The sequence below is a fragment of the Robertmurraya sp. GLU-23 genome, from assembly GCF_052983275.1.
On record NZ_JBRKCV010000015.1, the window covers coordinates 1 to 21945 of the forward strand.

22 protein-coding genes, 1 tRNA gene, 1 rRNA gene and 1 other RNA gene are annotated in these 21945 nt (G+C 41.2%); 4 read left to right on the plus strand and 21 right to left on the minus strand.

Annotation, left to right across the window (positions count from 1 at the left end; translation table 11 throughout):
• Both ACVBAX_RS19215 and ACVBAX_RS19220 read right to left on the minus strand, forming a co-directional pair.
• Window positions 1-101 (minus strand): 16S ribosomal RNA (locus tag ACVBAX_RS19215); the annotation flags it as partial.
• A gap of 370 nt (window positions 102-471) precedes the next feature.
• Entirely contained in the window at window positions 472-855 is a 384-nt protein-coding gene (locus tag ACVBAX_RS19220) for a cupredoxin domain-containing protein (protein ID WP_447118438.1), read from the minus strand.
• A gap of 211 nt (window positions 856-1066) precedes the next feature.
• Here ACVBAX_RS19220 and ACVBAX_RS19225 point away from each other — a divergent pair, with 211 nt between their 5' ends.
• Together ACVBAX_RS19225 and ACVBAX_RS19230 are read left to right on the plus strand one after the other, a co-directional pair.
• Window positions 1067-1252, plus strand: coding sequence for an LAGLIDADG family homing endonuclease (locus ACVBAX_RS19225; RefSeq protein ID WP_447118439.1), 186 nt, complete (start codon window positions 1067-1069; stop codon window positions 1250-1252).
• A 270-nt stretch (window positions 1253-1522) separates the two neighbouring features.
• Entirely contained in the window at window positions 1523-1693 is a 171-nt protein-coding gene (locus ACVBAX_RS19230; protein WP_430775701.1) for a hypothetical protein, read from the plus strand.
• Between the two features lie 109 nt (window positions 1694-1802).
• Here the strand turns inward: ACVBAX_RS19230 and ssrA are convergent.
• The 5 genes from ssrA to secG all read right to left on the minus strand — a co-directional run bounded on the left by ssrA (window position 1803) and on the right by secG (window position 6365).
• Window positions 1803-2138: a transfer-messenger RNA gene (gene ssrA / locus ACVBAX_RS19235) on the minus strand.
• A gap of 163 nt (window positions 2139-2301) precedes the next feature.
• Window positions 2302-2766: an SsrA-binding protein SmpB gene (gene smpB, locus ACVBAX_RS19240; RefSeq protein WP_119709954.1), complete on the minus strand. Its 465-nt coding sequence runs from the start codon at window positions 2764-2766 to the stop codon at window positions 2302-2304.
• Between the two features lie 99 nt (window positions 2767-2865).
• Window positions 2866-5229, minus strand: a complete 2364-nt coding sequence (rnr, locus tag ACVBAX_RS19245) for a ribonuclease R (protein WP_447118440.1) — start codon at window positions 5227-5229, stop codon at window positions 2866-2868.
• 19 nt (window positions 5230-5248) lie between these two features.
• Window positions 5249-5995, minus strand: coding sequence for an alpha/beta hydrolase (locus ACVBAX_RS19250; RefSeq protein ID WP_447118441.1), 747 nt, complete (start codon window positions 5993-5995; stop codon window positions 5249-5251).
• A gap of 139 nt (window positions 5996-6134) precedes the next feature.
• A complete protein-coding gene (gene secG / locus ACVBAX_RS19255) occupies window positions 6135-6365 on the minus strand; it encodes a preprotein translocase subunit SecG (RefSeq protein WP_430775698.1) in 231 nt (76 codons plus the stop codon).
• 98 nt (window positions 6366-6463) lie between these two features.
• On the opposite strand from secG, the gene ACVBAX_RS19260 reads away from it, so the two are divergent.
• On the plus strand, window positions 6464-7498 hold the full coding sequence (locus tag ACVBAX_RS19260; RefSeq protein WP_447118512.1) for a nuclease-related domain-containing protein: 1035 nt from the start codon (window positions 6464-6466) through the stop codon (window positions 7496-7498).
• A gap of 149 nt (window positions 7499-7647) precedes the next feature.
• Here the strand turns inward: ACVBAX_RS19260 and eno are convergent, their stop codons facing one another.
• From eno to ACVBAX_RS19310, 10 genes are all read right to left on the minus strand, one after another.
• Complete coding sequence (gene eno, locus ACVBAX_RS19265) at window positions 7648-8943, minus strand: phosphopyruvate hydratase (protein ID WP_066058826.1); 1296 nt, start codon at window positions 8941-8943, stop codon at window positions 7648-7650.
• A 240-nt stretch (window positions 8944-9183) separates the two neighbouring features.
• Window positions 9184-10719 (minus strand): 2,3-bisphosphoglycerate-independent phosphoglycerate mutase, encoded by a 1536-nt coding sequence (gene gpmI / locus ACVBAX_RS19270; RefSeq protein ID WP_447118442.1) that lies wholly within the window; start codon window positions 10717-10719, stop codon window positions 9184-9186.
• The gene (gene tpiA, locus ACVBAX_RS19275) at window positions 10712-11473 is read right to left on the minus strand and encodes a triose-phosphate isomerase (RefSeq protein ID WP_447118443.1); all 762 of its coding nucleotides are present in this window, start codon (window positions 11471-11473) and stop codon (window positions 10712-10714) included. The genes gpmI and tpiA overlap by 8 nt, the downstream gene beginning before the upstream one ends.
• Window positions 11474-11496: 23 nt before the next feature.
• Entirely contained in the window at window positions 11497-12681 is a 1185-nt protein-coding gene (locus ACVBAX_RS19280; RefSeq protein ID WP_447118444.1) for a phosphoglycerate kinase, read from the minus strand.
• Between the two features lie 153 nt (window positions 12682-12834).
• Window positions 12835-13842, minus strand: coding sequence for a type I glyceraldehyde-3-phosphate dehydrogenase (gap, locus tag ACVBAX_RS19285; RefSeq protein WP_160549601.1), 1008 nt, complete (start codon window positions 13840-13842; stop codon window positions 12835-12837).
• Window positions 13843-13892: 50 nt separating this feature from the next.
• Entirely contained in the window at window positions 13893-14912 is a 1020-nt protein-coding gene (locus ACVBAX_RS19290; protein WP_430775692.1) for a sugar-binding transcriptional regulator, read from the minus strand.
• Window positions 14913-15039: 127 nt separating this feature from the next.
• Window positions 15040-15288: a glutaredoxin family protein gene (locus ACVBAX_RS19295; protein WP_447118445.1), complete on the minus strand. Its 249-nt coding sequence runs from the start codon at window positions 15286-15288 to the stop codon at window positions 15040-15042.
• A 12-nt stretch (window positions 15289-15300) separates the two neighbouring features.
• Window positions 15301-16614, minus strand: coding sequence for an RNA polymerase factor sigma-54 (rpoN, locus tag ACVBAX_RS19300; protein ID WP_447118446.1), 1314 nt, complete (start codon window positions 16612-16614; stop codon window positions 15301-15303).
• A 106-nt stretch (window positions 16615-16720) separates the two neighbouring features.
• Window positions 16721-16792: transfer RNA gene (locus tag ACVBAX_RS19305), tRNA-Arg, on the minus strand.
• 90 nt (window positions 16793-16882) lie between these two features.
• Window positions 16883-17431: a DUF6241 domain-containing protein gene (locus ACVBAX_RS19310; protein ID WP_447118447.1), complete on the minus strand. Its 549-nt coding sequence runs from the start codon at window positions 17429-17431 to the stop codon at window positions 16883-16885.
• Window positions 17432-18078: 647 nt separating this feature from the next.
• Here ACVBAX_RS19310 and clpP point away from each other — a divergent pair.
• Window positions 18079-18720, plus strand: coding sequence for an ATP-dependent Clp endopeptidase proteolytic subunit ClpP (gene clpP / locus ACVBAX_RS19315; RefSeq protein WP_447118448.1), 642 nt, complete (start codon window positions 18079-18081; stop codon window positions 18718-18720).
• 50 nt (window positions 18721-18770) lie between these two features.
• On the opposite strand, the gene ACVBAX_RS19320 is transcribed toward clpP, so the two are convergent.
• The 4 genes from ACVBAX_RS19320 to rapZ are packed head-to-tail and all read right to left on the minus strand — an operon-like array spanning window position 18771 to window position 21933.
• Entirely contained in the window at window positions 18771-19028 is a 258-nt protein-coding gene (locus ACVBAX_RS19320; RefSeq protein WP_119709969.1) for an HPr family phosphocarrier protein, read from the minus strand.
• Window positions 19029-19068: 40 nt separating this feature from the next.
• Entirely contained in the window at window positions 19069-20022 is a 954-nt protein-coding gene (whiA, locus tag ACVBAX_RS19325) for a DNA-binding protein WhiA (RefSeq protein ID WP_447118449.1), read from the minus strand.
• 37 nt (window positions 20023-20059) lie between these two features.
• Window positions 20060-21043 (minus strand): YvcK family protein, encoded by a 984-nt coding sequence (locus ACVBAX_RS19330; protein ID WP_160548678.1) that lies wholly within the window; start codon window positions 21041-21043, stop codon window positions 20060-20062.
• Window positions 21040-21933 carry an RNase adapter RapZ gene (rapZ, locus tag ACVBAX_RS19335; protein WP_160548677.1) on the minus strand — a complete coding sequence of 298 codons (894 nt, stop codon included), beginning with the start codon at window positions 21931-21933 and terminating at the stop codon, window positions 21040-21042. Before rapZ ends, ACVBAX_RS19330 begins: the two co-directional genes overlap by 4 nt.
• Window positions 21934-21945: the final 12 nt, after the last annotated feature.

Sequence of the window (21945 nt, forward strand, 5' to 3'; positions counted from 1 at the left end):
CCGCTAATCTTTAGGAGCAAGCTCCCAAAGATCCGCTCGACTTGCATGTATTAGGCACGCCGCCAGCGTTCGTCCTGAGCCAGGATCAAACTCTCCAATAAAGAGTAAGATTAGCTCTTAAAGTTTAAAACTTAGTTAAAACGTTGACGTTTGTTGTTGTCTTGTTCAGTTTTCAAGGTTCAATTAAGCACTTGATTATCTTACTATATCACTTCACCGTTGTCAACTTCCACGAAAAACTTTTTTGAAAGTTTTTTTCAAGTCGTTGTTGTCGGCTACATGTATTACTATATCATCTTGATTCGCAGAAGTCAACTTCTGTTTTAAAATTATTTTTCCTTTAGGCTTCATTGTTTGAAGCCAAGGATTATATATTACATAATTCTCTTATAAAACACAAGAGGTTAATAACAAAATATTAAACATCGACAATTATCAAATATAAAAGCAAGGCACGAATGGCCCTGCTTGTTATTTTGCTATTACTTTCCCAACCATGCCTTCCTTGACATGGTACCTACATATTAGTTCGTATGTACCAGGGGTTTTCGGATTTACAGTAATTGTTTTTTCTTTACCCGGCTGAACTTCTGCGTCAATTCCGAGCTTTTCCACTGTAAAGGTATGCTCTTTCTTACCTTTGTTTTTCAATATCAACGTTGTCGTTTTTCCATTGGGGATAGTAATGGCTTTCGGATTAAAGTAATCATCGTTTAACTCGACCTCAATCGCTTTCTCCATTTCCATAGGTTGCGTAACATCACCGACTTTGGCAAACGCACCGAATGGTGTTGTCATAACCAGAATCACCGAAAGCAAAACGACTAACCCTGTTAACCTCATTTTCATAGACAATCCCTCCTTTCCTAAGAACTATTTTCTTCAAATTCGTAAAATATTATCACTTTAAATTTGTTTTCCAACTTCCTTCTAAATAGAGCTTTTTACAATAACTAGGACAAAGATTATTATTTAATAAATTGTACTTATTTCGTTAAGTCAAACATCTTTACTATGCTATATAATAATATAGGAACGTTTGTTCTATAAGAGGAGGGGAAGCTAATTGAAGGAATGGGAAGCTTCATATATAGCTGGAATTATTGATGGTGAAGGTACTATAAGCCTAACCAGAATGCATAAAGGGGAATTTAGGAGACCTTGTATTTCGATCTCCTCTACTGATAAAGAATTATTGATTTACATAAAAAGCTTAACAGATGGAGTAATAAACAATAAAAAAAAATTATAATCCTGAAAGACATAAAGACTCCTACACATTAACTATTAAGAAAAAAGAAAAGGTGTTTGAAGTATTGGAAAAAACACACCCTTATTTAAGGGTTAACAAAAAACGAGCACGTGCCCTTTGGATTCTAAGATTTTATGACAATGTTAGTCGAAGAAACGGGAAATATTCACCCACATTATTAAAACAAAAACTACAATTCGAAGAGGAATTTTTTCAGTTATAGCTTTTTAGACAAAATAAAAACCACCAAATATGTATTTGGTGGAGACGGTGGGACGTGCTATTCCATTCTTTCGAGATGGCACTGACTATATCTTGAACCTGTTAGTTACAGGTTCTTCGGCGTATTATGCAGATCGTAGTTTTGCTTGCTTCACAAGCAGGATGCTGCATCCTAGTACTACCATATTGGCAGCCTATAAGTCGATACACGGCTGTTGAATTGCTTCACATACCGCTCGGCATTGCCTTATCGCCACGAGTGCGACTTAGGTTTCACCGATAAAGCCGAATTTTCACTTGTATGTTACCACACAAGGCGACTATGAACTAATCGAACCCACGTCCAAAGATATCGGCACTTAAGCGTCTACGAGTGTAGTCGACATATTCGTATTTCGCTGAACCATCTGCCTATCGACAGGCGCCCGGTCAGCTAGTCTGGTTGTTCTCTTCCTTCACCCTCAGACGGTGGGATCCGGCGTAGTCCACTATCGTTGAGTCCCTTACCCTACCACATGGACGATGGAGGGAGGAACAGCTACGCGCTATTAAGCAGCGAAAGCTAAGTTGTTGTTTGTTTTGCCAGTTATAGGCTTTGACGTTTTAACGAGGCCGATCCCCTCGACTCGCAACCTAAGCTCGAACTACCCCTGTCGAATCCGTAACGTCCCCTCAAGTTAAAGGTGCGCTATTGGTATTTCACGCTAGCGTACGTTAGGAAAGTCTGAAGGTAAGCTTCAGAGCTAAGATTATGTTTGTCAGTTACCCGACATAAGTTATTATAGCATACTTCTTTATGATTTCAATTGTAAGTTTTTGTAAGAAACTTATTTCTGTCTTTCTCGGAAAGCTCGTTCGATATCACGCTTAGCTTCCTTCTTCTTCAGGTCTTCACGCTTATCGTAGTTCTTCTTCCCTTTTCCAAGACCAATTAAAATCTTTGCGTAGCCATTTTTCAAGTATACTTTCAGAGGAACTAGCGCATAACCCGCTTCCTTTGTTTCGCCTAATAGTTTATCAATTTCTCTCTTATGAAGCAATAACTTACGTTGGCGAAGAGGGTCGTGGTTGTAGCGATTTCCTTGCTCGTATGGGCTTATATGAGCATTTAATAGATAAATTTCTCCATTTTGAATTCTGGCATATGAATCTTTTAAGTTAATACGTCCATTACGAATCGATTTAATTTCCGTTCCTTGGAGAACCATTCCTGCCTCATATGTTTCTTCAATAAAGTAGTCGTGATTTGCCTTTTTATTTTGGGCAACGACCTTCCCCATTCCTTTTGGCACGATATTCTCCTCCTTTCGTGCTCGTCTGTTTCTCTATTGTAGCAAACTTCCCCAATAGAGGGAAGAAGAGAGCCATGCTGAATGGCTCTCTCTGTATGATTACCGTTTTTTCTTACGCTTCGCTTTAGGAGCATTTTCGAAATGCTTCTTTTTCTTACGAGCAGAGCCAGGGCCAGAACCTGATCCACCACGCGGCTTCGAGCCACCAGATCCGCCAGATCCGCCTCTTGGGTCCCCAGCACCTGCTTTCCTGCGAGGCTTTTTCTCGGTACTGCCTGTTTTAAATACCCTAGGTGTACGATCGCGATCAACTGGACGAGCTCCCTTCATACCAACGACTTCAAAGTCGATGGAACGCTCGTCTTTATCAACTTTTACGACACGTACGGTAATTTCGTCTCCAATTCGGTAGACCTTCCCGGTACGTTCACCGATCATTGCATAGTGACGCTCGTCAAAGCGGTAATAATCATCCGTCATATAGCTAACGTGAACCAAACCTTCAATCGTATTCGGCAACTCAACAAACATTCCAAAGTTTGTCACCGAACTAATCATGCCATCGTATTCCTCACTGATTTTATCCATCATATATTCCGCTTTTTTCAGCTCATCTGTCTCACGCTCGGCATCAACTGCACGACGTTCCATCTTAGAGGTATGTTCTGCAATGTCTGGTAAGCGCGCATCCCATTTTTCACGTGTTCCTTGATCAAGCTTACCCTCAATAAGATACGTTCGAATGAGGCGATGAACGATTAAGTCTGGGTAACGACGGATTGGTGACGTAAAGTGCGTATAAAACTCCGTCGATAGTCCGAAGTGACCAAGGCTTTCTGGATCGTACTTCGCCTGCTGCATCGAGCGAAGCATAACGGTTGAAACAACCATCTCTTCAGGTTTTCCTTGTACTTCTTCAATGATTTCCTGAAGCGCACGAGGGTGAACTGAATTCGCTGTTCCTTTTACGATATAGCCAAAATTCGTGATAAACTCGAAAAACTTACGTAATTTATCTTCCTTTGGATCTTCGTGAATACGATAGATAAATGGCACATCCAGCCAGTGGAAATGCTCAGCAATTGTTTCGTTTGCCGCAAGCATGAATTCTTCGATTAACCTTTCCGCTACGGAACGCTCACGAATGACCACATCCGTTGGTTTGCCATCCTCTTCAACAAGAACCTTTGCTTCTTTAAAGTCAAAGTCAATAGCTCCTCGAGTCATCCTCTTATTGCGTAGGATAGCTGCTAGCTCTTCCATCATCTCAAACATAGGGATAAGTGGCTCGTAACGCTTCAAGAGCTCCTCGTCTTTGTCGGTTAAGATTTTATTCACGTCACTATAGGTCATACGTTCTTTTGTTTTGATCACACTTTGGAAAATTTCGTGGTTAACGACTTCCCCCGTCGATGTTATCTCCATCTCACAAGAAAGCGTTAGACGGTTAACCTGTGGATTCAAAGAACAGATCCCGTTTGACAAACGGTGCGGAATCATCGGAATCACACGGTCCACAAGGTACACACTTGTCCCTCTATCGGCAGCTTCACGATCAATCGGAGACTCTTCCGTTACATAATGTGATACGTCAGCAATATGTACGCCCAGCTTGTAATTTCCGTTAGGAAGCTTTGTAACCGTTACAGCATCGTCCAAGTCTTTTGCATCGGCACCGTCAATGGTAACGATATCTTGGTCACGAAGATCACGGCGACCTACGAGATCCTTTTCATCAATTTCATCTGGAGTCTCATTTGCTTGCTTGATGGCTTCTTCTGGAAATGGCCCTGGAAGTCCATGCTTATGAATGACTGAAAGAATATCAACTCCTGGATCATTTTTATGTCCAAGAATTTCAATAACTTCACCTTCTGCGCTTTTTCTTCCTTCTGGATACATCGTGAGAAGCACGACAACTTTATGTCCTTCCACTGCCCCTTTAGCAGCAGCTTTAGGAATAAAAATATCACTCGTAAACTTTTTATCATCTGGAATCACAAAGCCAAAATGCTTGCTTTCTGTATAGGTTCCAACCACTTGCTGAATACCACGCTCAAGAATTCGTACGATCGTTCCTTCTCTCCTCTGGCCAGAGGTTTCTGAGTTTACACGTGCTAATACGGTATCACCGTGCATGGCATTATTCGTTTCATTTGGCGGGATAAAGATATCATCCATTCCTGGTTCTTCAGGAATAACGAATGCAAATCCCTTCGAGTGTCCTGTTAATTTTCCTCTTATTAGGTTCATCTTGTCTGGCAGTCCGTAACGATTGCTTCTTGTTCGGACGACAAGTCCCTTTTCTTCCATATGTACAAGTGCTTTAACAAAATCTTTAAAATCACCAGAGTCCTGGATCCCAAATGCTTCTTCCAGCTCCTGTACAGTTAGAGGCTTGTAGGCTTCGTCCTTCATATAATGAAGAAGTTTATCGACGTGTTGTTTAATACTTTCGTCCATAGTAAACCCTCCTTTTCACTTATTCTTCCCAATTTAAACTTTCTAAAAACTGAAAAACGTCTTCGTGTAATTGTTCCTTCTCTTTATCTAGGGTGATGACGTGTCCAGATTCTTCGTACCATTTAATAGACTTTTCATCAGATTCAATTCCATTGTAAATAATGTTGGCACTATCTGTATTGATCATATGATCATGGCGTGCTTGAACGACAAAGGTTGGAGCGTAAATATGATCCACATGATCACGAACATCAGCAATTAGGTTTTGTAGTGCCTTCAATGTGTTCATTGGCGTCTTTTTAAAGTCATCCATCTCTGCTTCGACTTGTTCGGCTGATTTTCCTTCACGTCTTTTAAATTCCCGAGCGTAATCAAGGATTCCCTCATACATGACTTCTTCACTTTTTATGTACATCGGGGCACACATTGGAACAATTCCCTTAATAGGTACAGTGTAACCCAATTTCAGTGAAAATACGCCACCTAGAGACAGCCCAGCCACAGCAATTTCCTTGTGTCCCTTATTTTTCAGATACTCGTACGCCTCTGTCACGTCCTCCCACCAGTCTTCAGGTCCCGTATGGACAAGTTCTTCCGGTGGAACTCCATGCCCTTTGTAGTGCGGCGCATGACAGGTGTACCCTCTTTTTTCTAAAAAACGACCTAGCATTCGCACGTCTGCACTGTTTCCTGTAAATCCGTGTAGGAGAAGAACCGCTCGTGATCCCCCTTCAAACGTAAATGGCTTTGGCATAGCAATTTTCATATGTAAAACTCCTTTAAACTGTTTGTATCTATTTAATTATTGTAATCATAGTTTGCGACGACATTCCAATGATATGTTCGAACATATCACAACAGCCACAAAAAAACCTGACCCCGAAAGTGGCCAGGTTTGTAGACTCTTAAAAAACGTACGCTAGTAAAACCGTTAAGATAAAGAAGAATACCGACAAAACGATTGTCGCACGGTGGAGGTATAGGTCAAGTCCACGTGCTTTTTGCTTCCCGAATAACTGTTCCGCTCCACCCGAGATAGCACCAGAAAGACCTGTACTTTTTCCAGACTGAAGAAGCACAACCACAATCAAAGCGATCGAAACGACCACAAGTAATACAGTAACTAATGTTTCCATAAAAAGTCCACCTCCTAAAACGCACATTGCAGTAGTTTAAATGTACCATAACACAAGTTTATAAACAATAGTTTCCTTTTGGAGGAAATGTGGGGCTGATGGGAGAAATGGTAGAGGAGATAATTCGGATTGGAGTGGTGTTATTGTTTGTTAAGGATTTTGAGATGCCTTTAGCTATTTATAAGTTAATGGCATTGGAAAAACGGTTAAATGCAGGTCAATGCGTGAAACCTGAAGTGACGAGTGAATTAGCTAGAAGACTTGCCGGACATAAAGGTGAGCAATCCCTCTTGTACTATCTTCAACAACTCCCCGAAAAAGAGTACTTTATTTTCCACAATTTACGTCTTCCATTGGGAGAATTCTACTTTCAAATTGATTTCCTTGTTCTAACTACTAGATTTGCATTGCTACTCGAAACGAAAAATATTATGGGTACGTTGTTTTTTGATTCAGCATTTGGTCAACTGATTCGCATGAAAGATGGGGAGGAAAACGGATTTCAGGACCCAATAACACAGGCGAAGAGACAACAAGAGAAGTTGGGAGCGTGGCTATTGAAACACTGTGGTTTACGTATTTCAGTAGAGTACTTTGTGGTGGTAAGCAATCCAGCTTCCATTATACGAACTGATCCTGGTAAAGCATACTTGTTTCAGCGTGTTATTCATGGTGATAAATTACCAGAGCGAATTAACGGACTGAATAGTAAATTCAAAATGAATATTTTGGATCAGCGTGGAGTTAAAAGAGTAAGTAAGCTTCTTTTAAAAAGTCATCAGCCTGCTGAATATGATGCACTTGGTCGATTTGGGTTATCTCCTGCTGATATTTGTAAAGGGGTGAAATGCAGCGCTTGTGGTAGATTGGGGATGGAGCGATTGTATGGGAAGTGGTATTGTGCGTATTGTGACAATAACGATGCTAATGCACATATTTCTGCACTGAAAGACTACTTTTATTTAATAAAACCGACGATAACGAACCAGGAATTTCGGGAATTTATGTTGTTGGAGTCTCCAGATGTGGCTAAACGTCTATTAAACGAGTTAAACCTAGGCTATTCTGGGTCAAATAAGGGGCGAATCTATTATCCAAAAGCCAGCGTAGAGGAAATATCAGCGAGTTTATAAATATATCAGCGACTTTTGCAACTATATCAGCGAGTTTTTGAATATATCGGCGACTTTCACCAATATATCAGCGACTACCACACTCCTAATCCTCCAACTGAACTCACAAAAAAGCGGGCCTCACAAAAGGCCCGCTCCATCAACTCGAATTACTTCTTCAAGTTATAAAGTGATTTCATTCCATCATATACAGCTAATTCGCCAAGCTCGTCTTCGATGCGAAGAAGTTGGTTGTACTTAGCAATACGGTCTGTACGGCTCATAGAACCAGTTTTGATTTGACCAGCGTTTGTAGCTACTGCGATGTCAGCGATTGTAGCATCTTCAGTTTCACCAGAACGGTGAGAAACTACTGCTGTGTAACCAGCGCGCTTCGCCATTTCGATTGCTTCGAAAGTTTCAGTAAGTGTACCGATTTGGTTCACTTTGATAAGGATTGAGTTAGCAATTCCTTTTTCGATACCTTCAGCAAGCTTCTTAGTGTTTGTAACGAATAGGTCGTCACCAACTAATTGAACGCGGTCACCGATGCGCTCAGTTAATAGCTTGTGGCCTTCCCAGTCGTTTTCGTCTAAACCATCTTCGATTGAGATGATTGGGAATTCGTTTACTAATTCTTCGTAGAAGTTAACCATTGCTTCAGAAGATAAACCAGTGCGGCCTTCTCCAGCTAGGTCATATTGTTTTGTTTCTTTGTTAAAGAACTCAGAAGACGCAACGTCCATACCTAAGAAAATGTCTTTTCCAGGCTCATAACCAGCGTTCTTGATTGCTTCCATGATAACTTGTAGAGCTTCACGGTTAGAACCAAGGTTTGGAGCAAATCCACCTTCGTCACCTACAGCAGTGTTAAGACCTTTGTCAGAAAGAACTTTCTTTAATGAATGGAAAATTTCAGCACCCATACGGATTGCTTCTTTGAAAGTAGGAGCTCCTACTGGTAAAATCATAAATTCTTGGAAGTCAACGTTGTTGTCAGCATGAGATCCACCGTTGATGATGTTCATCATTGGAGTTGGAAGTTGCTTCGCGTTGAATCCACCAAGGTAACGGTATAATGGAAGACCAACAAATTCAGCAGCAGCGTGTGCAACAGCCATAGAAACACCTAGGATTGCGTTAGCGCCTAGCTTACCTTTGTTTTCAGTTCCGTCTAATTGAATCATTGTACGGTCGATTCCAACTTGGTCAGTTACATCCATACCGATGATTTCTTCAGCGATAATATTGTTTACGTTATCTACAGCTTTTTGAACACCTTTTCCAAGGTAGCGTGACTTGTCGCCATCACGTAGTTCTACTGCTTCGTGCTCACCAGTTGAAGCACCAGATGGAACGATTGCGCGTCCGAATGAACCAGACTCAGTAATTACTTCTACTTCTACAGTTGGATTTCCGCGAGAATCTAATACTTCACGAGCGTATACATGTTGAATATATGGCATAATAAAATCTCTCCTTATTATAGAAAATTTAGGTTTTATGTGTAGGTCAATTTCACCTTCCGGCGGCTGGTGTTGCTTTGCAACAAAGGCCTTCTTCAGGTGGAAACTGCCCTAAGCTTAGCTACTACAAGTGGTCAGTTTCGTCAAAGACGTAAACTGCCTTTTTACTTTTGAAAAATGGTCAGTAACGTTTGCTTCCGCCATGTGCTAGCAGGTCCGGCATCCACAATCGATACTAAATTACTTCTTAAGTAATGTCTTCCCAGTCATTTCAGCTGGTTGTGCTACGTTTAATAGTTCAAGCATCGTTGGCGCAAGGTCGCCAAGGATTCCGTCTTCACGAAGCTCTATGCCTTCCTTAGTAACGATAACTGGAACTGGGTTTGTGGTGTGAGCAGTCATTGGGTTACCCTCTAATGTCACTACTTCATCAGCATTCCCATGATCGGCTGTGATTATCGCTGTTCCACCTTTTTTAATGATCAGATCAACAATACGACCAAGGCACTCATCTACCGTTTCAATCGCTTTAATTGTTGGCTCTAACATTCCAGAGTGACCTACCATATCAGGATTAGCGAAGTTTAAGATAATCGCATCGAAGTTATCTTCCTCGATCTCTTTTACTAACGCGTCTGTTACTTCATAAGCACTCATTTCTGGTTGAAGGTCATATGTTGCAACTTTCGGTGAGTTGATCAAGATACGCTTTTCACCAGGGAATTCCGCCTCACGTCCACCGCTCATGAAGAACGTTACGTGTGGGTATTTTTCTGTTTCAGCGATACGAAGCTGTGACAGATTGTTTTGAGATAACACTTCACCGAGTGTGTTATCAAGGTTTGTAGGTTCGAAGGCTACATATCCATCAACCGTTTCACTAAAGTGTGTTAAGCACACGAAGTTTAAGTGTTGTGGATGCTGATCGCCGCGGTCGAACGAACGGAAATCTTTATTTGTAAACGTGTTAGAAATTTGGATTGCACGGTCTGGACGGAAGTTATAGAAAATAACTGCGTCGTTATCAGAAATCGTTGCAACCGGCTCTCCATTTTCCTTTTTCAAAACAGATGGAAGAACGAATTCGTCGAAGATTCCGTTGTTGTAAGAGTCTTCTACGACATCCATAGCGTTTGAGTAGGCAGGACCTTCTCCGTACACCATTGCACGGTAAGATTTTTCTACACGTTCCCAACGCTTGTCACGGTCCATCGAGTAGTAACGTCCAGAGATCGTTGCAAACTGACCAACACCGTATTCTTTCATCTTTTCTTCTGCTTGCTTAATAAAGTCAGCTGCAGATTGTGGTGCTACGTCGCGGCCATCTAAGAATGCGTGAACGTATACGTTGTTCACACCTTCCTGAGCAGCTAACTTTAGTAGCGCAAATAAATGCTGAATATGACTGTGAACACCACCATCAGATAATAATCCAAATAGGTGAAGGTTTGTTCCCTTTTCTTTCACGTGATTAATGGCATTTAAAAACGTTTCATTACGTTCAAATTCGCCTTCACGAATGGATACGTTCACACGTGTTAAGCTTTGGTATACAATACGTCCTGCACCGATATTTAAGTGGCCCACTTCCGAATTACCCATTTGACCTTCAGGTAATCCTACTGCTTCCCCAGAAGCAGTAAGTTGTGCGTGTGGATAGCTGTTCCAAAAGCGATCAAAATTTGGTTTTTTCGATTGTGCAACTGCATTTCCCATACGCTCGCCACGAAGTGCGAAGCCGTCAAGGATGATTAATGCAACAGGAGACTTACTCATTCTTACCTGCCTCCAATAATTGTACAAACGAATCAGCTTCTAAGCTTGCTCCACCAACTAAAGCGCCGTCGATATCTGGCTGTGCCATGTACTCAGCGATGTTACCTGGTTTTACACTTCCGCCGTATTGGATGCGAACAGCAGCTGCTACTTCGTTAGAGTAGTTGTCTGCAACTACTTGGCGAATATGTGCACATACTTCGTTTGCATCTTCAGCAGTAGAAGATTTACCTGTTCCAATTGCCCAGATTGGCTCATAAGCGATAACTGTTTGCTTAACTTGCTCATCTGTTAAGCCAACAAGTGCTTTTTTCACTTGATCGCCCACAAGCGCATTGGTTTCACCTGCTTCACGTTGCTCTAAAGTTTCCCCACAGCAAACGATTGGTGTAATACCATGCTTGAATGCAGCAAGAGTTTTCTTATTCACAGACTCGTCTGTTTCATTGAACATTTCACGACGCTCAGAGTGACCAATGATCACATATTGAACACCAAGATCAGCAAGAGCTGGCCCAGAAACTTCACCTGTGAATGCTCCGCTTTCTTCAAAGTGCATGTTTTGAGCACCGATTTTCACTTCTGTTCCTTTTGCTCCATCAACTAAACGCTCTAAAAATAATGCTGGAGCACAGATTACAGAATCCACTTTTTCAGAAGAAGGAACGATTGATTTTACTTCATTCAAAAAGCTCGTCGCTTCTGAAAGAGTTTTATGCATTTTCCAGTTACCTGCAATAATAGGTTTACGCATGGTTTTCATCCTCTCTAAAAATATTACTTATCGTTTAATGCAACGACTCCAGGAAGAACTTTACCTTCCATGAACTCAAGAGAAGCTCCGCCACCTGTTGAGATATGGCTCATTTTGTCAGCAAGGTTGAATTTTTCAACGGCTGCAGCTGAATCTCCACCGCCGATAACAGAATATGTACCTTCAGATGCTGCTAATGCTTCTGCTACTGCCTTTGTTCCGTTTGCAAACGAATCTAATTCGAACACACCCATTGGTCCGTTCCAAATAACAAGCTTAGACTCTTTAATGACATTGCTGTAAAGCTCAGCTGTTTTTGGTCCGATATCAAGTGCTTCCCAATCCGCAGGGATCTCATCGATTCCTACTGCTTTTTTGTTTGCACTATCAGAGAAATCGTCAGCAACAATTGCATCAACTGGCATATAGAACTTAACGCCTTTTTCTTCCGCCTTCTTAATGAAAGAAAGAGCTAAATCCATTTTGTCAGCTTCTAAAAGTGACTTACCAATCTCGTGACCTTGAGCTTTAATAAATGTATAAGCTAAGCCACCGCCGATGATTAGGTTGTCTACTTTATCTAAAAGATTGTCGATTACACCAATCTTGTCTTTTACTTTTGCACCACCGATGATTGCAGTGAATGGTCTTTCCGGATTAGATAGAGCTTTTCCAAGAACATCAAGTTCTTTTTCCATTAATAGACCAGAAACAGCTGGTAGGTGGTGTGCAATACCTTCTGTTGAAGCATGTGCACGGTGAGCTGCACCAAATGCGTCATTTACATATACGTCAGCTAGCTCAGCAAATGCTTTTGCTAATTCTGGATCATTCTTTTCTTCCCCAGCATAGAAACGAACGTTTTCTAATAAAAGAACATCGCCTTCAGCCATTTCAGAAACAAGAGCTTTTACGCTATCACCATAAGCTTCGTCCGCCTTCTTCACATCTTTACCAAGAAGTTCAGATAAACGACCAGCCACCGGAGTTAAACGCATTTCTTCTACTACTGCACCCTTTGGACGACCAAGGTGGCTAGCAAGGATTACTTTTGCGCCTTGCTCAGTTAGGTATTGGATGGTAGGAAGAGCTGCACGAATACGAGTTTCGTCCGTAATCTGTCCATCTTTCATAGGTACGTTGAAATCCACTCGGCAAAATACTCTTTTACCTTTTAATTCAATGTCTTTTACACTCTTTTTGTTCATCGGAAAATCCTCCTATTTAGCATAAGCTTTGAACATAGAAAAGGAGGGGGATTTGTTCCCCTCTCCCCTTTTTAAACCTATTTTGCTTCAAAATGGCAAGAGTTAAACCCATAATCCATTTATTGTCGCAATTGAAGTTTTTTTTCCTTAAGATTAAAGACCTTTAGAAGCGATGTATTCAGCAAGGTCAACTACGCGGTTAGAGTAACCAGACTCGTTGTCATACCAAGAGATAACTTTCGCCATGTTGCCTTCCATAACCATAGTAGAAAGAGCATCGATTGTAGAAGAAGCTGGGCTACCGTTGTAGTCAGTAGAAACTAGTGGCTCTTCAGAGTAATCAAGAATTCCTTTTAAGTCACCTTCAGATGCTGCTTTAAGAGCTGCGTTGATTTCGTCAACAGTTACATCTTTGTCAAGTTCAACAACTAAGTCTACTAAAGAAACGTTAGGAGTTGGAACACGCATAGCTCCACCGTTTAACTTACCTTTAAGTTCAGGAAGAACTAAAGATACAGCTTTAGCAGCACCAGTAGATGTAGGGATGATGTTTTCAGCAGCTGCACGAGCACGACGTAAATCTTTGTGTGGTAAGTCTAAGATTTGTTGGTCGTTTGTGTAAGAGTGAACAGTTGTCATCATACCACGACGAACACCGAAGTTGTCGTTAAGAACTTTAGCAAATGGAGCTAAACAGTTTGTAGTACAAGATGCGTTAGAAATAACGTGGTGGTTAGCTGCATCGTACTTATCGTCGTTAACACCCATAACGATTGTGATATCTTCATCAGTTGCAGGAGCAGAGATGATTACTTTCTTAGCGCCAGCTTCTAAGTGCTTAGCAGCGTCAGAACGCTTAGTGAAACGACCAGTAGATTCAACTACTACTTCAACTCCAAGGTCTCCCCATCCAAGTTGAGCTGGGTCGCGCTCAGCGATAACTTTTACTTTCGTTCCGCCAACTACTAGGTAGTCGCCGTCAACAGTTACGTCTTCTTTAAGCTTGCCGTGAACTGTGTCATATTTTAAAAGGTGAGCAAGTGTGTTTGCATCAGTTAAGTCGTTTACTGCTACAACCTCTACGTTAGGGTTTGTTAATGCTGCGCGGAAAACGTTACGTCCAATTCTACCAAATCCATTAATACCTAATTTTACTGCCATGATTTGTTTCCTCCTTTAATTGAATAAGGATATTTTTTTATTTAAGGGGGTTAGCCCTGTAATAACTGTTTTGCTGCTCCTTCATCCGTAATTAATACGGTGTTTTTTGGAGCTTGCTGCATATAAGAGCGAATTGCCTTTTCTTTTGAAGCTCCTCCAGCAACAGCGAGCACATGCCCTGTTTTTGCCAGATCATCAAGTTGAAGTCCTACTGTTCTTACTTTGTGGACCACTTCTCCTGCTTCGTTAAAGTAGTACCCGAATGCTTCACCAACCGCTTGCCTTTCTTCGATTTTACGTAAGTCCTCCACGCTTGTTCGTCGGCGTTGGGCCATTGTCATAGCGTCTCCTACTCCGTGTAAAACCATGCTTGCAGATTTGATTAAACCAAGAACTTCTTTAATATGAGGTTCCTTTAACATCATGTGGTACGTTTCACTGCTTACTTGATCAGGGACATAGAGCACCTTGTGGCTTGATTTAGTTCTTTCTGCCATTTTGGCACAGATGGTGTTAGCTTGATTTTGAACATCTTCCCCAATTCCCCCGCGTCCCGGTACAAAAAGAAGATCTTTGCCGAGGTCTGGAGTTAGCATCTCTGCTACAGTTGCCATTGTTGTACCACCAGTAACTGCGATGATATTTTTTCCCTGTAACGAATTTTTCATGCAAAGAGCACAAGCTCTTCCTAATTCGCTTTTTACCCATGGTGACTCATCACTGTTACCTGCTACAATGATCACTTGCTGAATACCAAGTTTCCTTCGGAGTCTTTCTTCCATTTTGTCGATACCTGATATCTCACGCATAACCGCTTCTAATCCCTCTAGTAATTCCCTTCCATCTTCCGTAAGACTCATTCCTACACTTGATATAGTGATCAAGTCTTGCTCTTTCAGAAAGGAAACTTCACTTCTGAGGACTCGTTCTGTTACACCGAGACTGACAGATAAGCTTCGACGACCTACTGGCTCCATGGAACCTATGTACTGTAAAATATGAAAACGTTCCTGCATAACAGAGAGCAAATCAGGTAATAATCTTTTTTGGATATCAATGATCGACTGCATATTGATGTCTCCTTCATCCTATATGGACATTATATGTCCCTCATAGACATAATGTGTCCCGCTGAAGGTAAAAAAAATCACCCCTGCTACAAAACTTATTCTAACAGGTGCGATTTCCCTTTTCAACTCATATACGGTGTATTTTTTTTGTAAGCGCTTCGTTTATGAACATTTTGTCTAACTGTCCATATTGAATCTCCTCTCCGTCCAAAACAACGACAGGGATCATTAATCCATACAGCTCTGTCCATTCATCATTCGTATCAATATCCTTCTCGATGATTTCAAACTCCCAGCTTTCCTGTAGTTCGGTAAGGATTGCTTTTCCTTTTTCGCATAAAGGACATCTTTTTCTAGTATAAAACTCAATAATCATTACACAATCTCCTTAAAATCTCTTTCGCTTGGACGAAGATGGAATTCCGAGCTGGTCCCGGTATTTGGCTACCGTCCGTCTGGATATCACAAATCCATCATTTTCTTTTAATATATCTAAAATTTCCTGATCGGAATAAGGCTTTGCTTTATCTTCCCCATCAACCAATTTCTTGATGCTCTCCTTCACCTGGTTTGACGAAGTGGCCTCTGAATTGGTCGTGGATACCATGTTTGTAAAGAACGATTTAAGCTCAAATGTTCCAAACGGGGTTTGCATATACTTTTCACGAACCGCCCGGCTAACGGTGGACTCGTGAACGTCTATTTCCTCTGCAATTTCTCTCATGGTCATCGGCTTTAAGTACAAAGGCCCTTTTTCGAAAAAGTTTTGCTGTCTTTGCACAATTGCAAGTGACACCTTAGTTATGGTTTCCTTGCGTTGCTCTAAGCTTCTGACAATCCACGAGTAGTCCTGTTGCTTTTCTTGCAAGTATTTGTTGAGACTGGCATCTTTTACGGATGAAAATTGTTGATAATACTCCTCCTGGAACGAAAGCTTCGGGAGCACGTCATCGTACACACTAATTTCAAAATGCTTCCCATCCCATTTAACCGATACATCTGGTATCACATAGGAAGGTGCTTCTTCATGAAAGTCAGCCCCTGGGCGCGGATTTAATGTTTGAATCAAATCAAAAGCCGCTTGGATATCAGAAAGACTTACGTTTAGTCGTTTGGATAGTGTTTTCCATTTCTTTTCTGCAAACTCTTCAAAATGATCACTGACCAATTTTTCCGCTAAAGGATTTCTGTTCAGCATACGAATGAGCTGTAAGAATAAACACTCCCCTAATGACCTCGCACCTACCCCTGCTGGTTCAAGGTCTTGGATAATAGAAACTAATGAGTCTACTTTCTCGTGCGAAACCCCTAATGTAGTAACAAGAGATTCGTTGCTTATTGCAATGTAACCGTTTCCATCAATATATTCCAAAAAAGTCTTAAGCAGCTTCACATCCGAGTGGTTCACTACTTGGGCATATAGATGGTCATATAATGTAGCAGCCGTTTTTCCTATTTGCTCAATCCAGTTTTGCTGATCTTTATCTATGACTCTCGTTTTTTTCGGTCGATCTTTGCGGGGATCCATCGTTTTAACATGGGAGGTTTCAATCTGGATAAGGGGATTTTCCAATGCTTTGCTTTCTAAAAAAGCCGTAAGCTCCTGGGAAGAATACTGAAGTAGCGTAATCGCCTGTGAAAGCTCTTGCGTCATCTTTAATTTTAATGTCTGCTGTTGCCACAAACCTGCTTTTAAATTCATCTTCTCACCCCCACTATCTATTTTACATGAAGATAAGAAGGAATTGAATGGGTAGTAAATAAAAAAACACCTGTCTATAGTGACAAGTGTTTCTCCATATAAATGACGCCCTCGGAGGGAATCGAACCCCCATTTCAAGAACCGGAATCTTACGTGCTATCCGTTGCACCACGAGGGCAGAAAAGTGCTTATATGCAAAATAAGCGCTCTTACATCATACTAGATGATTCGTAATGCTGTCAACGACTAGTCGTCCCCTGCTTCCACACTACTTCATATACTTCTCTATAAATTTCTCTTCCTCTTTCATACTTAACAGGCCAGTCGCTTTTCCAACATTTCCGTCCTGTATTTCCCATATCGTATTATGGTCACTAACCGCTTGGGAAAAATCGCCTTCAAGCCATCGTTCAAGAATCTTGATGTACGTGTTCGCATATTTATATTCCATTTGATTGGCGACCACCACATCATAGAGACGCTTGACCCGCTCTTCCGTTATAAGAATGGCTCCCCATTTCTTTTCGGCTTCCACCTTTTGATGTGACATATGATGAATAGCAGATTGCACTTCAAATTCTTTTAAATCACTCGGAAAAACTTCTTCCACGTTTTCGTCAATTTGGATTTCAAGTCCTCCTTCTTCAACAGATGCCTCTGCTTCCTCTGCTTGCTTGAGCACCCGGTCGGTCCCACCGCTTGATGGAGTGGCATTTGTCCAATACGAAAACACACCAAAACCAGCCATGATTACGAGGCCTGCACTAATTGCTGCGATTTGTATTTTGTTTAGTTTGAAGGTCTTTTTCGTTTCCACGTTTCCCACTCCTCTGCTAATTTTTCTACATTTTATGATGTTGAATTGCTGGATTTCGTGGAGCTGAGAGTGTTTTTGATGGTTTTTTCGCGAATAAGAGAGTGATTCTTTCAGATTCATAGAGTTTGTTTGGTGATTCTGTGAATTTATTTGCGATTATGAAATATTACTTGCGATTCTGAGATTTTATTTGCGATTCTAGGATTTTACTTGCGATCTTCAGATTTTATTTGCGATTCTAGGATTTTACTTGCGATCTTCAGCTTTTATTTGCGATTCTGGAATTTTTCTTGCGATCGTCGGTCTTTATTTGCAATTCACAAAAGTTACTTGCGATTCCCCAACAATATTTGCGATTACTAACCCTCATTCGCAATCAACCGATCCCACTACCCCAAACCCATCCACCACTAACCAATTCCCCTATTATCATTACCCTACATTTTACAACAGTTCCCATTTTCAGTATAGCGGAAAAGCTCAATTTCTTGTTTAAAAAACTGTCCAGTGGGTATGATGGAAAGTGGGTTTATTATACATAGCAATTTGTGTCGAACAATTCTGCAGCTATTTGTTTGACCTTTATTGACCATGAGTGTATCATGAAAATACATACAGTTACACTTTAAACATACTTAACCAATTGTATGTTTGACTCTCATTTAAAGGAGGAAAAAGAAATGAATTTAATCCCTACAGTTATTGAGCAAACGAACCGTGGAGAGCGTGCATACGATATTTACTCACGCCTATTAAAAGACCGCATTATCATGCTTGGAAGTGGAATTGACGATAATGTGGCTAATTCAATCGTCGCTCAGTTATTATTTTTAGAAGCGGAAAATCCTGAAAAAGACATATCCATCTACATTAACTCACCAGGTGGTAGTATTACAGCTGGTATGGCGATCTACGACACTATGCAGTTCATTAAGCCTGACGTTCAAACGATATGTATCGGTATGGCGGCATCAATGGGTGCATTCCTCCTTTCTGCTGGTACAAAAGGAAAGCGTTACGCCCTTCCAAATGCAGAAGTAATGATTCACCAACCGCTTGGTGGAGCACAAGGTCAAGCAACAGAAATCGAAATCGCTGCGAAGCGCATCCTTTTCCTTCGTGAAAAGTTAAATGGCATTCTTGCAGAGCGTACTGGTCAACCAATCGACGTGATTGCTAAAGACACAGACCGCGATAACTTCATGACAGCTGATCGCGCAAAAGAATATGGCCTAGTAGACCATATCATTTCACGCAACACGCTTGAAACGAAGAAGGAAGAAAAATAAATTTCAACAGTAAAAACTCGCTCTCAATACTCTGGAGCGAGTTTTCTTTATTACGCTTCTTTTTGAACGTATTTTTCTAATGCTTCAAGTGCTGCTTCTTCATCCGTTCCATTAACGATCAAATTCACAGATGAACCTGAGCTAACAGCTAAGCTCATAAGTCCCATAATGCTCTTTGCATTTACCTTTTTACCGTCTTTCTCTAAAAATACTTCTGACGAAAAACGATTTGCTTCTTGTACAAACAACGCTGCAGGGCGTGCCTGTAAACCCGTCTTTAACTTTACTACCACTTGTTTTTCCACCATACTTGCTTTCCTCCCCTATCCTTATCTTTTATCTATATCATTAAATGGTTTTACTCACGTTTTCCCCGACTCGAAGCTTTTCGGCAATTTCGTCAATTTTACGTAGACGATGATTGATACCTGATTTACTGATGGTTCCTCCAGATACCATTTCTCCTAGTTCCTTCAACGTGACATCTTGGTAAGCAATACGAAGCTCTGCAATTTCTCTAAGCTTTTCAGGTAAAATATGAAGACCTACAGTATCTTGTATAAACCTAATATTTTCAACCTGTCGTAAAGACGCACCAATCGTCTTGTTTAAGTTCGCTGTTTCACAATTGACTAGCCTATTCACCGAGTTACGCATGTCACGTACAATCCGAATATCCTCAAACCTTAGCAGTGCATTATGGGCACCGATAATATTTAGGAATTCGGTGATTTTTTCAGCTTCCTTTAAATACGTAATGAAGCCCTTTTTTCTCTCAAGCGTTTTGCTGTTTAAACCAAATGTATTCATCAATTCACATAAAGAGTCATTATGCTCTTTATAAAGTGAAAAAATTTCGAGGTGATAAGAGGAAGTTTCCGGATTATTTACCGAACCTCCTGCTAAAAATGCTCCACGTAAATAGGAGCGCTTACAGCATTTCTTTTTAATAAGTACCTCAGCAATATTGTGAGCAAACACAAATCCTTCTTCTAGGATAAATAAATCCTCTAAGATCATCTTTGCATCCTGTGATAGCCTTACAATATACACATTGTTCTTTTTCAATCTCATTTTCTTTCGAACTAGAAGTTCTACTTGAACGTCGTAATATCGTTTTACTAACGTATAAATTCTTCGTGCAATCGCAGCATTTTCCGTTTGGATATCGACCACTAGTTTTCGATTAGAGAAGGACAATGAGCCATTCATTCGAATCAAAGCGGACAGTTCCGCTTTCCCGCAACATTCTTTTCCTTCAATATTCGTTAACTCTTTTTTCGTTTCCGAAGCGAATGACACATCTTCACCTCCTATACAAACGGTTGCTTAAGTGTATCTACGCTTTAGACCGCTTGCGGGTTTCATTTATTAATAGAGAATATAAAATATTTGCTACTTCCCTTGTGTCATGGCGGATTACTCCATTTTCAAGGCTCATGATTTCTCCCTCTACCACTTCGAGTCCTAAATCATATAGAGTAGTTAAATCAAAGTGTACAGGTTTTGCTAGCTCTTCGCTATAGCGAGTAAGAACCTCTTCTGGGATATGTTCCCTATTTACTAAAATCGTGTTCATGAAATCGCTCTTCATATGGTCGTAAATCGCTTTCACATGGTCGCTTGCGGAATAATCAAGCGTCTCACCCGCTTGAGTCATTAAATTGCAAATATACACCTTCTTCGCCTTTGCACGGCACACTTCTTCACCAAGCTTTGGGACAAGCAGATTAGGTAAGATACTAGTATACAAGCTTCCTGGTCCAATGACGATTAAATCCGCTTTTCGAATGGCATGAAGAGTCTCCGGTAGCGGAGTCGCATTACCAGGTGTTAAAAACACTCGCTTGATCCGTTTTCCGGAGTAAGGAATTTTCGATTCCCCGGAAACGATCGTGCCGTCCTCCATTTCTGCATGTAAAACGACACTCTGTGTAGCAGCTGGAAGCACCTTCCCACGCACGTTCAATACCTTGCTCATCTCTTGGATGGCATGAGTAAAATTCCCTGTGATGGATGTCATTGCTGCTAAAATCAAATTACCAAGCGAATGGCCAGATAACTCGTTAGCTGTTGCAAAACGGTGCTGAAACATTTCCTCAATTAACGGTTCAACATCAGATAATGCCGCTAGTACATTGCGAACATCTCCCGGAGGAGGAATGTCCATTTCATCTCGAAGGCGTCCAGAGCTACCGCCATCGTCAGCAACCGTAACGATGGCCGTAATATCAACGGGAAACTTCTTTAAACCGCGAAGCAACACCGGCAACCCTGTTCCGCCCCCAATAATCACAATTCGAGGCTGTCGAATCTTCGTCATGTAGTTTGTTCCTTTCTCCTTTCGATGTCACGATGAGTGATTCGAGTTTCATAATCTTTTTCAAAGTGGTGTGCAATGGTTTCAGTTAATGCAACGGATCGATGCTGCCCACCTGTACATCCGATGGCCACCACGAGCTGCGCTTTCCCCTCACGTTTATAATGAGGAAGCATAAAGGCTAACAGCTCCGTTACTTTTTCTAAGAACTTCGTCGTTTCATTCCACTTCAGTACATACTTTGAAACATCCTCATCAAGACCCGTCTTTGGTCTCATCGACTCGATATAGTGCGGGTTCGGTAGGAAGCGAACATCAAAAACTAAGTCTGCGTCAATCGGAATTCCGTACTTAAACCCAAAGCTCATCACATTAACCGTAAAGATCGTTTGCTTATTCGCTGAAAATTCCGTTAAGATTTTTTCGCGTAATTCTTTCGGCTTCATTTGTGAGCTATTGTAAATGAGCTGTGCTCTTCCCTTTAATTCCTCAAGCAGTTCTCGCTCCAGCTGAATACCTTCTAATGGAAGTCCGGATGGAGCAAGCGGATGAGTACGTCGAGTTTCCTTGTAGCGACGAACAAGCGTGGAATCGTCCGCATCTAAGTATAGAATTTGCGGTGTCACCCATGATGTTTCAGCAAGATCATCGAGCGCCTTGAATAAGTGGTCGAAAAACTCCCTCCCCCTTAAATCCATTACAAGCGCTACCTTATTCATCTTATTTCCGGACTCTTTCATAAGTTCAAGAAATTTTGGCAATAAGGTTGGTGGCAGGTTATCCACACAGAAAAAACCTAGATCTTCAAAGCTTTGAATGGCGACTGTTTTCCCTGCACCAGACATCCCCGTTATAATCACCATTTGTGTATCTTGTGTCGCTCCAGTACTCATAAAAATTCCTCC

What these genes read in the sequence shown, in the direction of transcription:
- clpP (WP_447118448.1), top strand. Translation starts at nt 18,079, where the DNA reads ATGTTTGACTCTCATTTAAAGGAGGAAAAAGAAATGAATTTAATCCCT.
- tpiA (WP_447118443.1), bottom strand. Translation starts at nt 11,473, where the DNA reads ATGCGTAAACCTATTATTGCAGGTAACTGGAAAATGCATAAAACTCTT.
- ACVBAX_RS19320 (WP_119709969.1), bottom strand. Translation starts at nt 19,028, where the DNA reads ATGGTGGAAAAACAAGTGGTAGTAAAGTTAAAGACGGGTTTACAGGCA.
- gap (WP_160549601.1), bottom strand. Translation starts at nt 13,842, where the DNA reads ATGGCAGTAAAATTAGGTATTAATGGATTTGGTAGAATTGGACGTAAC.
- rapZ (WP_160548677.1), bottom strand. Translation starts at nt 21,933, where the DNA reads ATGAGTACTGGAGCGACACAAGATACACAAATGGTGATTATAACGGGG.
- secG (WP_430775698.1), bottom strand. Translation starts at nt 6,365, where the DNA reads ATGGAAACATTAGTTACTGTATTACTTGTGGTCGTTTCGATCGCTTTG.
- eno (WP_066058826.1), bottom strand. Translation starts at nt 8,943, where the DNA reads ATGCCATATATTCAACATGTATACGCTCGTGAAGTATTAGATTCTCGC.
- ACVBAX_RS19295 (WP_447118445.1), bottom strand. Translation starts at nt 15,288, where the DNA reads ATGATTATTGAGTTTTATACTAGAAAAAGATGTCCTTTATGCGAAAAA.
- ACVBAX_RS19280 (WP_447118444.1), bottom strand. Translation starts at nt 12,681, where the DNA reads ATGAACAAAAAGAGTGTAAAAGACATTGAATTAAAAGGTAAAAGAGTA.
- rnr (WP_447118440.1), bottom strand. Translation starts at nt 5,229, where the DNA reads ATGGACGAAAGTATTAAACAACACGTCGATAAACTTCTTCATTATATG.
- ACVBAX_RS19260 (WP_447118512.1), top strand. Translation starts at nt 6,464, where the DNA reads ATGGGAGAAATGGTAGAGGAGATAATTCGGATTGGAGTGGTGTTATTG.
- ACVBAX_RS19330 (WP_160548678.1), bottom strand. Translation starts at nt 21,043, where the DNA reads ATGACGAAGATTCGACAGCCTCGAATTGTGATTATTGGGGGCGGAACA.
- ACVBAX_RS19250 (WP_447118441.1), bottom strand. Translation starts at nt 5,995, where the DNA reads ATGAAAATTGCTATGCCAAAGCCATTTACGTTTGAAGGGGGATCACGA.
- gpmI (WP_447118442.1), bottom strand. Translation starts at nt 10,719, where the DNA reads ATGAGTAAGTCTCCTGTTGCATTAATCATCCTTGACGGCTTCGCACTT.
- ACVBAX_RS19290 (WP_430775692.1), bottom strand. Translation starts at nt 14,912, where the DNA reads ATGCAGTCGATCATTGATATCCAAAAAAGATTATTACCTGATTTGCTC.
- rpoN (WP_447118446.1), bottom strand. Translation starts at nt 16,614, where the DNA reads ATGAATTTAAAAGCAGGTTTGTGGCAACAGCAGACATTAAAATTAAAG.